Here is a 15,059-nt window from a genome sequence, read left to right as displayed (position 1 = left end):
GCTTGCCGTATATGTTCTAGACAATGCTTAGCGGTTCAGCAGGCTGCCCACGTACCGGAGCAGTTCATTGGCGCAAATCGGGCAGTAGCCATGCTCCTCGATCAGACGGCGGGACACCTCGTTGATCCGCTTCAACTGGCTCTCATCCGGGGTTTTGGATGAGGTTGTGATTTTGACGATATCTTTGAGATCCGCGAACAGCTTCTTCTCAATCGCCTCCCGAAGACGGTCGTGGTTGCTGTACTCGAACTTTTTGCCTTTGCGGGAATAGGCGGAAATCCGGATTAGAATCTCCTCCCGGAAAGCCTTCTTGGCATTCTCCGAAATGCCGATTTGTTCCTCGATGGAACGCATCAGCCGCTCATCCGGCTCCATTTCCTCATCGGTCAACGGGTCGCGGATTTTGGTCCAGTTGCAGAACGCCTCGATGTTGTCGAGATAATTCTCAAACAGCGTCTTGGCCGATTCCTCAAAAGAGTAAACGAACGCCTTCTGCACCTCGTTCTTGGCCAAAGTGTCGTATTCTTTCCGGGCAATGGAAATGAAGTTCAAATACCGCTCCCGCTCCTCCTTCGTAATCGAAGGATGCTGATCCAGGCCGTCCTTGATCGCCCGCAGCACGTCAAGCGCGTTCATGCACTCCAGATCGCCCTTGATCAGCGCGCTGGAAATGCGGTTGATGACGTACCGGGGATCGATGCCGGACATGCCTTCGTCTAAGTATTCGTTCTGCATCTCCTTCAGGTCGGCTTCCTTGTAGCCCTCGACTTCTTCGCCATCGTACATCCGCAGCTTCTTGATCAGATCCATGCCCTGCTTCTTGCTCTCCTTGAGCCTTGTCAAGACGGAGAAAATCGCGGCTGCACGCAGCGCGTGGGGCGCGATATGCACATGCTTCATGTCGCTCTGGGCGATCAGCTTAGCGTAAATCTTCTCCTCTTCCGACACCTTCAGGTTATAAGGCACCGGCATGACGATCATCCGCGACTGGAGCGCTTCATTTTTTTTGTTGGAAATGAACGCCTTATACTCCGTTTCGTTCGTGTGGGCGACAATGAGCTCGTCGGCGCTGATCAGAGCGAACCGGCCAGCCTTGAAATTGCCCTCCTGCGTCAGCGACAGCAGGTTCCACAGAAACTTCTCGTCGCACTTGAGCATTTCCTGGAACTCCATCAGTCCGCGGTTGGCCTTATTCAGCTCGCCGTCGAACCGGTAAGCCCGGGGATCGGATTCCGATCCGTATTCAGTAATGGTCGAGAAGTCGATGCTGCCCGTCAGATCGGCGATATCCTGCGATTTCGGGTCGGACGGACTGAAGGTTCCGATGCCGACGCGCTCCTCTTCCGATAACAGCACCCGCACAACCCGCACCTTCTCAATGTCGCCGCCGTATTCATTCTTCAGCCGCATCTGGCAGGAAGGGCATAGGTTGCCCTCGATGCGCACGCCCAGCTCCTTCTCGATCTCAGGACGAAGCTCACCCGGAATCAAATGCAGCGGCTCCTCATGCATCGGGCATCCTTCGATCGCGTATACCGCCCCTTGTATCGTACGGGAATACTGTTCCAGCCCGCGCTTCAGCAGTGTAACCAGCGTAGATTTGCCGCCGCTTACCGGACCCATCAGCAGCAGAATCCGTTTACGCACATCGAGCCGCCGCGCGGCTGAATGGAAGTACTCCTCCACCAGCTTTTCGATGGCCCGGTCCAGTCCGAAAATCTCCTGCTCAAAAAATTTGTAACGCTTGCGGCCGTTAATTTCCTCGACACCATGCGATTTAATCATGTCATACACCCGGGAATGGGCCGTTTTGGCGGGAGTGGGATCTTTTTTTAGCAGGTCTATATATTCCTTGAAGGTTCCGCTCCACGCCATACGTTCGTTCTCTGCCCGGTACGATGCTATACGTTCAAAAATGTCCATTGCTCGCTGCCTCCTCACCTTGCGCTCTTGTGACCCTCGCGTGATGTCTGTTCGGGCTTCGCCCGGTTGCCCTCGCCTAAATATCCGCCTGCCTGCCGCCGTCCCTTCCGACGCTTCCGCCGCCCAGCGGAGTTTGCATTCGAAAAGTGTAATACATACCTATGCGGGAAGCCCGAAATACTGACCTCTTTTTTGGTGTGCTATAATAGAGAATCAGCTGTAAATGTGACAAAGGAGACAAACTATGGCGGTAAGGCACGAAACAGAGCTGTATGCTCCTTTAAAAATTTTTTTTGAACAACAAGGCTATGAGATCAAGGGTGAGGTGCGTTCATGTGACCTGGTCGGCGTCCGGGGAGATGAAGAACCGCCGCTGATTGTGGAGATGAAGAAGACCTTCAACCTCTCCTTGCTGCTCCAAGGGATGGAACGGCTGAAGCTTAGTCCGGCGGTGTATTTGGCGGTCGAGAGATGCCGGGAGAAAAAAGGGTCCGCGAGCCAGCGCTGGAGCGAGCTGAGCCATTTGTGCCGCCGCCTGGGGCTCGGTCTCGTCACCGTTGTCTTCTACAAGACGAAGGCGCCGCTTGTGGAGGTATTGGCCGAGCCTGAGGCGCCAGCGGGCCCGGCCCGGAGCGGCGGGCGGCGGCGAGATCGGCTGCTCTATGAGTTCCGCGAGCGCAGCGGGGACTACAACACGGGCGGCAGCGCGCGCGTAAAGCTGGTCACCGCCTACCGCGAGAAGGCGCTGCGCGTAGCCGCCGCGTTGGAGGCGGCGGAGCGCGAGGCCGCCCTGGCAGCCGCCGATGGCGCGGCGGCGGATGGCGGCGGCCAAGGCGGGGCCGCCGGGCCTGCCCGCGCGCCTGCTGCGGGCGCGCTTCCGAAGGGCGTGACGCCGGCGGAGCTCCGCCGGCGCAGCGGGGTGCCGGCAGCAGCCGCGATCCTGCAGAACAACTATTACGGCTGGTTTATGCGCGTCGTCCGCGGCCGGTATACCCTAACTGCGGCGGGAAGCGCAGCGCTGCTGGAATACGCCGCCGTATCGGTCTCGCAGTCGGTGGCAGACCGCAGAACGGCTGCAGAGAAGTCCAACATGTAATGAAAGAACCCATTCTCCAATGACGAAATGGAGAATGGGTTCTTCAGTTAACGCGCCGTGTAGCCTGTGGCCGCGTGGTCCCCGCATTAACTGCGGGCTGTAAATTCCGAAATGGCTTCGCTCATCAGATTCATTCCGAGCAGCAGCTCATCGCGGCCAGGGTGGCTGAAATTTAGACGGATATAGCGGCTGCCGCTTCCGTCCGCCGTACAGAGCGGCCCCGGCAGGTAAGCCACCCCCTTGCGCAGCGCATTCTTCAGCAGGACTAAAGCATCCAGTCCGTCCGGCAGCGATACCCACAGGAACATGCCGCCAGAGGGCAGATTATAGGTACAGTCCTTCCAGGCGGGACGCTTGAGCAGCTCCACCATCAGCTTCAGCCTCGTATCGTATTCGCGGTTCAACAGCGCAATGTGCTCTCGTAAATCGAAAGCGGACACATGCAGCAGATGGTACAGCAGACGCTGATTCAGCGAGCTTGACTGCCAATCCGCCATTCCCTTGGCAGCCGCCATCACACTTATCAGTTCGCGGCTGCCTGCCGCCCAGCCCGTCCGAAGGGCAGGCGCAACCGTCTTGCTGAAGGAACCGATATAGAGCACATGCCCTTCCTCACCTGCGTTCTCGAGCGCATATAGAGAAGGATATTTGGACGCGATCCGATTCTGACGCTGAAAATGAAGATCTCCGTAGGAATCGTCTTCTACAATAAGCACATTATGCGAAATGCACAGCTCCAGCACTTCTCTGCGTCTTTCCAGGCTCCAGAGGATGCCGCTCGGATTCGTGAAGCTCGGTGCGGCGAACAGCGCCTTGGGCCGATGGGCCACGATGAGCTCCCGTAAATGCTCCGGCAGCAGTCCATCATGGTCGCCCGGGGCCGGAATAATGACCGCTCCCTGCATCCGCAGTACCTGCAGAAAGCCGGGGGATGTAGGATTTTCCACAAGCACGCGGTCGCCCGGATCAATGTATACCCGGGACAGCAGGTCTACCGCCTGCTGGCTGCCTGTCGTCAGCAGGACGCCGCCCGGGGGAATATGTACTCCTTTACCTCTCAGCCAGTCGTCTTCCAGCCACTCCCGCAGCGGCCCATATCCTTCAGGATCTCCGTATTGGAGCGCCTGCGCGTCGGCCGATATCACGGTTGAAGCCGCTTCGGCCAGCAGGGACAGCGGAAACAATTCCTCCGCAGGCAGCTCTTCAGCCAGTGAAATGATGGAGCCTCTGCGCGTCTGTGTCCGGATGCTCAGCAGCGGCGAAGTCATCAGCGTATGCGTACGAGCGGAAAAATCGTATTTCATGCGGCACCCCCCTTCATACTTACAAGAATGAATATTCCGGAAGACGCCGCATTATGCCGTCCCGCCGGATATCATGCATACATGGGTCTGATCTGATGTGAATACAGCGCATATTTCTCGATCGCCTGCGCCCGGGTTGAAACTTCGAGTTTAACATAAATCTTGCGCAGATAATTGTCAATGGACCGGCGGCTTACATCAATTTCAAGGGCGATTTTATCGTAGGTGACCCCTTGAACAATTTGTTCCATAATAAATTTCTCGGTGGCGGTCAGCTTCAACACTGCATCGCCCTCCTCAGACGAGCAAATCGGCGAGACCACCGTCCCCAGCCACCCGAGCGGCATGGAGAGAAATCCTTCACGCAATCCTGCGATCAGCTGCAGCAGTTGGCTCGGCGAAGCCCCTTTGGATAAGACGCCGCTGGCTCCCAGCTTTAAGAGCGGCTGAAACAGTTCCCTGCCTTCCCTATCGGTCATCACGATAAAATGAGAAGACGGAGCACTTTTTTTCATCTCCGGCAGCATTGTCTCAATCAGATCATCCGACATGCAGTAGTCAAGAAGCACCAGTTCCGGCCGATTCTCCCGTACTATGGCAGCCCCTTCCGTCCAATCACTATAAGTACCAAGTACAATCAGATTTCCCGCTTCTTCCAAAATCAATTTCGTCCCCAGCATACTCGTGGGATGACAGCCCATAATCACTACCTGCCAAACCTTCATCATTAAAGCCCAGACCTCCTGATACTATGTAATTTACCCAGAACAATGCGCATGTTGGCACTTTCCGGATAATGCCAGATGAGAAACGATCTCGTGATGTACTCCGCCTTTTTTCCTATACATCGAATACATGGATGCTTTGCAGAATCTAGTGAAATTGTAACGCACCGCTTTCTAAGGATGCAATTACTTTTTTCCTGATTCTTCCTCTCCCCATTTTGCGAAACTAGCATAATTCTGGTAGAATAAGGACTCACAAAAAGGTTAGAGGTGATTATGAATGCAGCCGTCAATGAAATCGCCGGACGCGTATCCTAGCCGCGCCGCGACGAGAAACGGCTCATCCGTCAAATGGTTCCTGCTGTTCTGGCTGGTCGTGATTGCAGCCTGCGGCTTCAGCGTGTACAGCTACATGAATCATTTGAAGGATCAGATGCTGGAGCAACTCTCCGCGCAGAATCAGCAGCAGCTTTCGGCGCTGCAGTCAGATTACGAGAAGAAACTATCCGTTTTATCGAAGGAAATCGGCGAAATGCAGGATAAAGTACAGTCATTCAATGAACTCCTTGCTTTTACCAAGGATAACGCCAGCACAAAGACGGACAACAGCAATAAGCTGTACACCCAATTAAGCGAGGTTCGCAAGCAGCTCGACGCTTTACAGAAAGAGATGGATCTGCTGAAATGATCACACCGGTAAAAAGAGTGAACCGTTTCTTTATGCTCGTTACCGCACCATTCATCGGCCTTCTGCTGTGCCTGTCGCTGTACAGGCCGTCTCTTACACTGGATCTGGAAACGCAGCGGTTCTCACCTTCCGCAGGTCCTGTCCAGCTCACATCCGGAATCAAAGGCCAGTTGGACAGAGCGCAGACCTCCGCTGCCTACACAAGCAAATCGGTAAGCGCCAGTGCGAAGCTGTACCAGGAAACGACCGCCGCGATGAACGCGCTTGTAGATAAGACCATGACACAGGCGGGCCGCCCAGCGTCGATATATAACCGGCGTATTACGGCCAAGCTCGGCTTCCCGTACGATGTCATCAACAGCAGCCGGATTCGAATTGAGTTGTACCGGGTCAATCCCGGTGACTATACAGGTTACGCGATGAAGATCAAGCTCAAGGACAAAGCGGCGATGACCATGAGCTTTGGTCAGGAAGGTCCTGGAAGTTCGGAAACAACCCTTCAGGCGGTCAACCGGTACGGGGCCGTCGCCGGCATTAACGCGGGAGGCTTTGCCGATCAGGACGGCAGAAGATACCCGCTCAGTACCACGATTGTGGAAGGTCAGTATGTAAACGGCTTTGAATCCAGCTATAAAGATTTAAGCTTTGTAGGACTGAGCAAAGAAGGGCGGCTGATTGGCGGGAAGTTTTACAGACGTGAGCAGCTTGACAAGCTGGAACCGGCGTTCGGGGCTTCCTTTGTGCCTGTGCTGCTGCAGGATGGATTCAAAACGGAGATACCCGTAAAATGGGAGACGTCGCCCAGACGGGCGCCGCGCACTGCCATCGGCCGATACAAAGACGATCAGCTGCTTATCATCGTTGCCGAGGGCTACAATGAGAGCGGCAGCTCGGGTGCCACACTGGAGGAACTTCAAGACAGGCTGTATCAGATGGGTGTAACGGATGCATATAATCTGGATGGCGGAGGTTCCTCGTCACTCATATTTGACGGAAAAGTCGTGAACCGGCCGTCCGACGGCACTCTTCGGCGGGTGCCGACAAGCTTTTTATTTTTCAAATAACTGAACCCATATTAATATCTATGCGGCATATCACAATGTCATTTATTTTTATTCGTACCGCGGCTATAATGGAAGTAATGACAATATTCCATTCGGAGGTGTCCGCATGTCGTTCTCATTGACCTTTTGGATTATCTTCCTTGTATTTCTGCTGTTTCTGACCGGGATTCTCACTGCCTCTTATAATGACGACAAGACTAAGGGCCTCTAAAGGCTAAGCTTCCTTCAGATAACGAAGGGAGCTTTTTTATTGCGAAAGCAGCAGGAACGGAATTCCTCATTACCGGAAATCCATATGCAAAAAAGAAAAACGCCGCAGGGATGCGGCGCTCTGCTTCCGGCGAGTACACTTGCAGATGAAGCGTTCCGGGAAGGTTCTATATTGCTTAAGCGTGTCTTTGCAGTTGGGTCATTTCCCCTAGACACTGGCCGCAAATATAACGTTCCTTATATTCGCTAACCTCTTCCATGGAACCGCAAAATACGCATTTTGGACGATAACGCTCCAAAATAATATGATCGCCCTGAACTAAAATTTCAACAGGGTCCCCCTCATTCATTTGATACCTTTTACGAAGGGATTTAGGCAGAACAATTCTGCCAAGCTGATCCACTTTACGTACTACACCAGCAGGCTTCATCTAACGCACACCTTTCCTATTCAACTGATTTAATAAATACCATGATATTTCCATTCCATTGATTATTTCGATATAAAATTGTCGAATCCTGCTGATAGTAAATAAATTTCTGTAACTTCTTTAGGTAAGGCCCGGAAAGTTCAACTGCCGGAGCGCTTCGTATACAATAATTGCCGCCGAATTGGACAAATTCAGCGATCTTACATCTCCGGTCATCGGCATGCGCATCGTTGTTTCCCATCCGGCCTCAAGAATACTCTCAGGCAATCCTTTCGTCTCTTTACCAAAAACAAAAAAATCGCCGTCCCGAAACGCATAATCGCTATACCGCTTATCCGCTTTGGTCGTTGCATAAAAGAAACGCCCCTCCGGGTACATCTCCAGTACTTCTCCGAAGGAATCGTGATATTCAATGTGAACGGCATGCCAATAATCCAGCCCGGCCCGTTTCAGGGTGGCGTCGTCGGTACGAAAGCCAAGGGGCCGCACCAAGTGCAGATGGGTGCCGGTAGCCGCGCAGGTGCGGGAAATATTCCCCGTATTGGCCGGAATCTCCGGCTCTACCAGTACAATGTGAAGTGCCATGCAAATATCTCCTCCTGTTCCAAGCGCGGGTAAGAACCCCCCAAAGCGAAGCCTACGCATAGGCGCGCATGCTGCTGTTACTTTGCGGGGGATCTCGAAAGATGTGCTCATTCGTTTAGAAGACCTTCCACCGGCGGCGGAAGGTCTTTAAATTCCTGCTAATGGTCAACAATTAACCTTGAGTCTTCTGGAAGTGGTTCATGAAATCGGTCAGCGCTTTAATGCTCTCATAAGGAACGGCGTTATAGATGGAGGCGCGTAAGCCGCCAACGCTGCGGTGTCCCTTGAGGCCGACGAAGCCTTCCTGCTCCGAAGCCTTGATGAACTTCTTCTCCAGCTCTTCGGATTCCATCCGGAATGTCACGTTCATGATGGAACGGCTGCCTTGCTCCGCTACACCGCGGTAGAAACCGCCGCTGGCGTCGATCGTATCATACAGCAGTCCTGCCTTATCACGGTTCTTCACTTCGATTCCTGCAAGGCCTCCCTGCTCTTCAATCCATTTAAGCACTTGGTTAACCATATAGATCGAATAGGATGGCGGCGTATTGTATAGAGAGTTATTTTTATAATGGGTGCTGTAACGCAAGATTGTCGGAATGTTGGAAGGAGATTCGGCAATCAGCTCTTCCTTAGCGAGCACGACGGTTACACCCGAAGGTCCAAGATTTTTCTGTGCGCCGGCATAAATCAGTCCGAACTTGCTAACGTCGAAGCTGCGGCTCAAGATATCGCTGGACATATCCGCGATCAGCGGAAGAGATCCGGTATCCGGGAATTGCTGATATTGGGTGCCCTCAATGGTCTCGTTGGAAGTAATGTGCAGATAAGCGGCGTTATCGGCTGGCTTGATCGATCCGAGCTCTGGAATAGCCAGAAACTTCTTGTCTTCGGACGTTGCCGCAACATGCGCTCCGCCAGCGATCTTGGCTTCCTTGAACGCCTTGTCAGCCCAGCTGCCTGTCATTACGTAGCTTCCGACCTTGCCTTCGGAGAGGAAGTTCAACGGAATCATAGCGAACTGAGTAGTGGCTCCGCCCTGAATGAACAACACTTTATATCCAGCCGGATTGCCCAGAAGCGAAAGCAAACGTTCCTGCGCCTCATTGTGTACGGATTCATATACGGCTCCGCGGTGCGACATTTCCATAATCGACATCCCGGTCTCACGGAAATCGACGAATTCGGCTTGTGCGCGCTCCAGCACCTCAAGAGGTAGTGCCGCCGGGCCGGCGTTAAAATTATAGGCTCTCTTGCTCAAAATACTCCCACCCTTTCTCTTCTATCAATATGGTTATGATAGCAATAATCTAACATGGCAGCAAGTATAATTATTCACATATTCGCGTATTTACATCTCGAACGGGAAAGAACTCCGAAATTTGCCACTTTAATGCAGTGAATTACAAAATAGCCAAACCAAAATTCTCGGATTAACGATACTACGTACCAAGAGATAATAGCTGAATCAATCGCATTATTGCCAGAACAGCAGGGACTTATGCACTAGACGCACTAGGACGCTCTACTTGGAACCTTGAAATTGGAGTACATAAAATACCGCAAAAAAGAAGCCATCTCACATTATCCGTGAGAATGGCTTCTTTTGAAAAGCAAGCGTTCCGTCTGCACGGAATGCTTATTATTAATTCTTATACATCGAAATACAGGGAGTATTCATGCGGATGAACACGGATGGCTACTTCTTGAGCTTCGCCGCGTTTCAGTTCGATGTAGTTGTCGATGAAGTCTTTAGTGAAGACGCCGCCTTCTGTCAGGAACTCATAGTCAGCTTCCAGAGCGTCCAGCGCTTCGTTCAGGCTGCCTGGTACACTGCGGATTTTTGCCTTTTCCTCATTAGGCAGTTCGTAAATGTTCTTGTCGAGTGGGCCATAGCCAAGCTCAACCGGATTGATCTTCTTCTTGATGCCGTCCAGACCAGCCAGCAGCATTGCGGAGAAGGCCAGATAAGGGTTAGCCGTGGTGTCCGGAGTACGGAACTCAATACGGCAGCCTTTAGGCGTTACAGCAGCTACCGGGATACGGACTGCAGCGGAACGGTTACCTTTGGAGAACACAAGGTTAACCGGTGCTTCGTAACCAGGAACCAGACGTTTGAAGGAGTTCGTGCTCGGGTTGGTCAATGCGATCAGCGCCGGAGCATGGTACAGAATACCCCCGATGTAATTCAGAGCCGTTTCGCTCAGGTTAGCATATCCGCCTTTTTCATAGAACAACGGGCTGTCGCCGTTAAAGATCGATTGGTGAACGTGCATGCCGCTGCCATTGTCGCCGAAGAGCGGTTTAGGCATGAAAGTTGCCACTTTGCCGTATTGACGGGCAGTGTTTTGCACGATGTATTTGTAAGTCAACAGGTTGTCGGCAGTCTTCTTCAGTGTATCGAAGCGGAAGTTGATTTCAGCTTGTCCAGCTGTAGCAACTTCATGGTGATGGCGCTCGATTACCAGACCGGCTTCAGCAAGCAGACGACACATTTCACTGCGGATATCTTGCTGAGTATCAACCGGAGCAACCGGTACATAACCGCCTTTGATGCCCACTTTAAAGCCGAGGTTGCCGCCTTCATCCTTACGGTTTGTGTTCCAGGCCGCTTCTTCGGAATCCACGAAGTAAGAGGAGCTGTTCATTCCGCTCTCGTAACGAACGTCGTCAAAAATGAAGAACTCGGATTCAGGTGCGAAGAATGCTGCAGTTCCTACGCCGCTTTTTTGCAGGTATTCTTCCGCTTTCACAGCGATACCGCGCGGGTCACGCTCATAACGCTCGCCGTCAGGAGTGAAAATGTCGCACATAATGTTGAGCGTAGGGTGCGCGGTGAAAGGATCAATATATGTAGTGCTTGGATCCGGAATCATAACCATATCAGACTCTTCAATTCCGCGGAAACCGGTGATGGAAGAACCGTCAAAAGCTACGCCATTTACAAAGGTTTCTTCGTCAACAGCAGCAGCCGGCAAAGCAATATGATGGGCCCGTCCACCCAAATCAACAAAGCGGAAATCTACCCATTCAATGTTGTTCTCTTTAATCGTTTGCAACACTTTTTCAACCGACATTAAATTTTCCTCCCTAAGTTCCGAACATTAAGCCGTACCCACCATGCAAATGTCTCGGTTTAATTTTAACTGTCGTCATTATAAAACTCAAACCTTACATCGTCAATGCTTATGTAAGGTATTTTTTATGCCAATGTAAGATATTCTTACGCTTTGGTGAATTATTTTAAACCGGGCGCATAAGCGACGATTTCTGCTCTGAAAGCAAAACAAACAGCCTCTCTTCCGCTAGTTAAAGCTGGAAAAAAGGCTGTCTGCATAAGAATCGTTTATTTAATGGAAATCGCTTCCTGAGTGGAGAACTTCTTACCTACTAGCGGTGCCAGCTTCTCCAGATCCTGCAGCAGATTGCTGAACTGATCCGGGAACAGGGACTGAACACCGTCTCCCGTCATGGAGTTGTCCGGATCGGTATGCATTTCGATAATCAGGCCGTTTGCTCCTGCGGCAACGGACGCCTTAGCCATAGGCTCTACCAGTTCGCGGCGCCCCGTTCCGTGGCTCGGGTCGGAAATGACAGGAAGGTGGCTGAGGCCCTGTAGCACCGGAATGGCCGACAGATCCAGTGTATTACGGGTATAGGTCTCGAAGGTGCGGATACCGCGCTCGCAGAGCATAACATCCCGGTTGCCGCCGGCCAGGATGTACTCGGCAGCATTCAGCAGTTCGTCGTATGTCGCGCTGAAACCGCGTTTCAGCAGCACTGGACGGCCGCATGTTCCAAGCGCGCGCAGCAGATCAAAGTTCTGCATATTCCGCGTGCCCACTTGGAGAATGTCGGCGTATTCCGCGCACACGTCAACATACTCCGGCGTCATGACCTCGGTGATGGTCAACAGGCCGTGACGCTCTCCCGCATCCGCCATCATCTTCAGACCTTCCACGCCGATTCCTTGGAAGCTGTAAGGACCGGTGCGTGGTTTGAATGCTCCGCCGCGAAGAACCTGCGCTCCCGCCGCTTTTACCAGTCTTGCGATTTCGTCGATCTGCTCGGGCGATTCCACTGCGCACGGGCCGCCCATGATAGCCAGATGCTCTCCGCCGATCTTGACTCCTTTAACCTCGATGATCGTGTCGTCCGGATGAAAGTCTCTGCTCGCCAGCTTGTAGGATTTAGAGATTTTGACCACATTCTCTACACCCTTCATTTGGCGAAGGTGCTCCGCAAGCTTAGGGCTCACGCTGCCCACCAGACCGATGACCGTACGGTCCGAGCCTTTGGACAGATGCACTTGCAGGCCCTCCTTCTCGATCACTGCGATAATATCGTTGATTTGGTCCTCCGGAGTTTGATTCGATGTAATAACGATCATCTGATTCCTTCCTTTCCAATCCTGTATGGTTTAATGTTTGATTGTTTGCAGATCACTATTTTACTACGACGCTTTTAAGCTTTCATGCTTTTAATCACTAAAGTAATTCTATGCGATAATCTGATTCCCGTCAACCCCTTCTGCAAAATAAATATTCGAATGTGAATGGTAAGCGCCCTAAGCCCCCAAGGGCATAGGGCGCTTAAACTGAAAACTCGGGTAATTTTATGATTGGGATGACTGACCTGCTTTGGCTTTGACCGGAGGCAGCAGCTTCGCCATGTTGACCGTGCGCTTGATCTCCCATGTACCAGGATCTGCCGGATCATACTGCTCTAGATACGCTATGACTTCCTTCGTTAGCGGCGTTGGCGTTGACGCGCCTGAAGTGACAGCCACTTTCGAGACGCCCTTCAGCCATTCAAGCTTCAGCTCCGATACGTCGGCGATACGGTGTGCCGGAACACCGGCAATCTCCTCGGACACCTGGGCCAGCCGGTTGGAGTTGTTGCTGCGCGGGTCGCCGACGACAATGACGAGATCGGCCTGACCGGCTTGCTCCGCGACGGCTTCCTGCCGCACCTGTGTGGCCAGGCAGATCTCATTATGCACTTCAGCGCCGGGGAAGGTCTCCAGAAGCTTTTTCATTATATGTTTGATGTCCCATTGACTCATCGTTGTCTGGTTTGTAATGACAATCCGGGAGTCAGCCGGCAAGGCAAGGGAGGATATCTCCTCTTCCTTTTCGATCAGATGCACATGCCCGGGAGCGATACCCATGGCACCTTCCGGCTCAGGATGGCCTTTCTTGCCGATGTAGATGATTTCGCAGCCTTCCGAGACTTTTTCGTGGATGAGATCATACGTCTTGGTTACATCCGGACAGGTGGCGTCGACGGTCGTCAGCCCTTTCTCACGAGCTCTCCTGCGCACCTCTGGCGAAACGCCGTGCGCGGTAAAGATGACGGTGCCGCTGTCAATCTTGTCCAATATATCCAGGCGGCTGCTGCCGTCCAGCGTGATAATACCCTCATCCTCGAACGATTGAGTAACGTGGCTGTTATGGACAATCATACCCAGTATATAGATCGGCCGGGGAAGATCGAGATTTTTAGCGGCCTGGCGCGCCATGACCATGGCATCAACCACACCGTAGCAGTATCCCCGGGGAGAAATTTTGATAACTTCCATTGCTTCACCAACCTTCTGCAACATTATATCCTATTCAAGCGGAGCGGCAAAGAGCAGGGGCAGCCAAATCACGAACGTTGTGCCCTCGCCCTGCCGGGTAACCACCTCGACCGATCCACCGTGCTCATCAATGATCCATTTGGCTATGGATAATCCGAGTCCGATGCCTTCGGTAATGCCGCGGGATTCATCCGCCCGATAGAACCGGTCGAAAATATGCGGCACCTCGTCTTTTTCCATACCGATGCCGGTATCCTTAACCCGGATGCCAACCTGGTGCTGATAAACAACCGCGTCGAACGTCACTTCTCCGGACGGCGTATATTTGAAGGCATTGTCAATGAAAATGAACAGCATCTGCTGCAAATAATCCTTGTTGCCCAGCACATATTTGCCATTGAGGATCGAAAGATCCCCCGTAATCCACTCCGCTTCCCGGGGGAGAAAGACGGCCCGGCGGGCCACCTCATTCATCATCGGCTCAAGCGCTATCGGCTCCTTCTCGAAGGTGCGGCCCGTATCGGCTCTGGCCAATGACAGCATATCGGCGACCAGCCGGCTCATGCGCTTCGCCTCGTCCGCGATATCATGCACCGATTCCACCGACATTTGCCGAATCGCCGCTTCATCCAGTGACGGATTTTCACCAGGCTCGAGTTCCCATACCTTTTGGAGCAGCTCGATGTTGCCGCGAATGGTCGTCAGCGGCGTGCGAAGCTCATGCGAAGCATCCGACACGAAACGGCGCTGGGCCGCATACGAATCCTCAAGATTCTTGTAAAACCCTTCCATCCGGCCTAGCATACTGTTCACCGTCCGGATCAGTCTTCCAATTTCATCGGGCGGCCCGTCGTATTCGATCCGTACGCTGAGGTCATTGCCGGTCTGAATGCCTTCGGCCGCTTCGATCACCTTGCCAATCGGGCTCATCGCCTTGCGGGCCAGAAACAGGCCAAAGGTAAAGGCGGCGATCAACGTGGCAAATGAGCCAGTGATCAGGATTGTCTTCAGCCGATCAAGCAGCTTGTCCTGTTCTCCGGTATATGCAGCCATTTGCAGAACGGCCGCCGGATTGTTATTGTAGCCCTCAATATTGACCGCCTTTTGATAAACCAAAAAATGGTAGCCTTTGTAATAGGCATCTTTAAACTCTTCATCTTTGAGGTTCTGCTGCGCCGGAATATCGAAACGCAGATCAATATGCGTCAAATTCAAGCTCTGAATAAACTTTCCGCTGTCGTAAAAGTACATTTGCCCGAACAAATTCTGGGCATCCAGGCGGTTATCGAAGAGAGTGTCCAGCGATTCGCCTTTCGCCTGATCCCGGAGCCTGTCTTTTATATCCCCATACGTATTAATATAGAAAAAAACGAAAATGGATGCTGAAAAGGCCAGCAGCATGACGGCTAATATCCCCGAATACCACGCGGTCAGCCGCAGCTTGATTGACAT

13 protein-coding genes are annotated in these 15,059 nt (G+C 52.5%); 3 read left to right on the top strand and 10 right to left on the bottom strand.

Translation table 11 applies throughout. The features are described 5' to 3' along the window. Positions 1-27: 27 nt before the first annotated feature. Complete coding sequence (locus tag KP014_RS11995) at positions 28-1,923, bottom strand: PrkA family serine protein kinase (protein ID WP_036590097.1); 1,896 nt, start codon at positions 1,921-1,923, stop codon at positions 28-30. 244 nt (positions 1,924-2,167) lie between these two features. Between KP014_RS11995 and KP014_RS11990 the strand changes: the two genes are divergently transcribed. Then, entirely contained in the window at positions 2,168-3,019 is an 852-nt protein-coding gene (locus KP014_RS11990; protein WP_090834096.1) for a DUF2161 family putative PD-(D/E)XK-type phosphodiesterase, read from the top strand. An 86-nt stretch (positions 3,020-3,105) separates the two neighbouring features. Here KP014_RS11990 and KP014_RS11985 read toward each other — a convergent pair whose 3' ends face one another. Together KP014_RS11985 and KP014_RS11980 are read right to left on the bottom strand one after the other, a co-directional pair. Beyond that, entirely contained in the window at positions 3,106-4,323 is a 1,218-nt protein-coding gene (locus KP014_RS11985) for an aminotransferase-like domain-containing protein (RefSeq protein WP_090834095.1), read from the bottom strand. Between the two features lie 71 nt (positions 4,324-4,394). Continuing rightward, on the bottom strand, positions 4,395-5,051 hold the full coding sequence (locus KP014_RS11980) for a response regulator transcription factor (RefSeq protein ID WP_090834094.1): 657 nt from the start codon (positions 5,049-5,051) through the stop codon (positions 4,395-4,397). Positions 5,052-5,328: 277 nt separating this feature from the next. Here KP014_RS11980 and KP014_RS11975 point away from each other — a divergent pair, with 277 nt between their 5' ends. Continuing rightward, complete coding sequence (locus KP014_RS11975; protein WP_036590823.1) at positions 5,329-5,736, top strand: hypothetical protein; 408 nt, start codon at positions 5,329-5,331, stop codon at positions 5,734-5,736. Then, complete coding sequence (locus KP014_RS11970; protein WP_036590821.1) at positions 5,733-6,800, top strand: phosphodiester glycosidase family protein; 1,068 nt, start codon at positions 5,733-5,735, stop codon at positions 6,798-6,800. Before KP014_RS11975 ends, KP014_RS11970 begins: the two co-directional genes overlap by 4 nt. Positions 6,801-7,186: 386 nt before the next feature. Here KP014_RS11970 and KP014_RS11965 read toward each other — a convergent pair whose 3' ends face one another. The 7 genes from KP014_RS11965 to KP014_RS11935 form a co-directional block, all read right to left on the bottom strand. Further along, entirely contained in the window at positions 7,187-7,441 is a 255-nt protein-coding gene (locus KP014_RS11965) for an AbrB/MazE/SpoVT family DNA-binding domain-containing protein (protein ID WP_025334125.1), read from the bottom strand. Positions 7,442-7,561: 120 nt separating this feature from the next. Then, entirely contained in the window at positions 7,562-8,026 is a 465-nt protein-coding gene (trmL, locus tag KP014_RS11960; RefSeq protein WP_036590817.1) for a tRNA (uridine(34)/cytosine(34)/5-carboxymethylaminomethyluridine(34)-2'-O)-methyltransferase TrmL, read from the bottom strand. 172 nt (positions 8,027-8,198) lie between these two features. Continuing rightward, positions 8,199-9,290: a 3-phosphoserine/phosphohydroxythreonine transaminase gene (serC, locus tag KP014_RS11955; RefSeq protein ID WP_175491843.1), complete on the bottom strand. Its 1,092-nt coding sequence runs from the start codon at positions 9,288-9,290 to the stop codon at positions 8,199-8,201. Positions 9,291-9,678: 388 nt separating this feature from the next. Then, on the bottom strand, positions 9,679-11,103 hold the full coding sequence (gene glnA, locus KP014_RS11950; protein WP_036590811.1) for a type I glutamate--ammonia ligase: 1,425 nt from the start codon (positions 11,101-11,103) through the stop codon (positions 9,679-9,681). A gap of 269 nt (positions 11,104-11,372) precedes the next feature. Continuing rightward, positions 11,373-12,416 carry a 3-deoxy-7-phosphoheptulonate synthase gene (gene aroF / locus KP014_RS11945; protein ID WP_036590808.1) on the bottom strand — a complete coding sequence of 348 codons (1,044 nt, stop codon included), beginning with the start codon at positions 12,414-12,416 and terminating at the stop codon, positions 11,373-11,375. A gap of 225 nt (positions 12,417-12,641) precedes the next feature. Further along, positions 12,642-13,607 (bottom strand): 4-hydroxy-3-methylbut-2-enyl diphosphate reductase, encoded by a 966-nt coding sequence (locus KP014_RS11940; protein ID WP_036590827.1) that lies wholly within the window; start codon positions 13,605-13,607, stop codon positions 12,642-12,644. A gap of 30 nt (positions 13,608-13,637) precedes the next feature. Further along, the gene (locus KP014_RS11935; protein ID WP_090834093.1) at positions 13,638-15,059 is read right to left on the bottom strand and encodes a sensor histidine kinase; all 1,422 of its coding nucleotides are present in this window, start codon (positions 15,057-15,059) and stop codon (positions 13,638-13,640) included.

Origin of the sequence: Paenibacillus sophorae (assembly GCF_018966525.1) — a bacterium.
GTDB classification, from domain to species: domain Bacteria; phylum Bacillota; class Bacilli; order Paenibacillales; family Paenibacillaceae; genus Paenibacillus_AQ; species Paenibacillus_AQ sophorae.
Note: the sequence above shows the minus strand (reverse complement) of the source record. Positions and strands in the feature narration are given on the sequence as shown.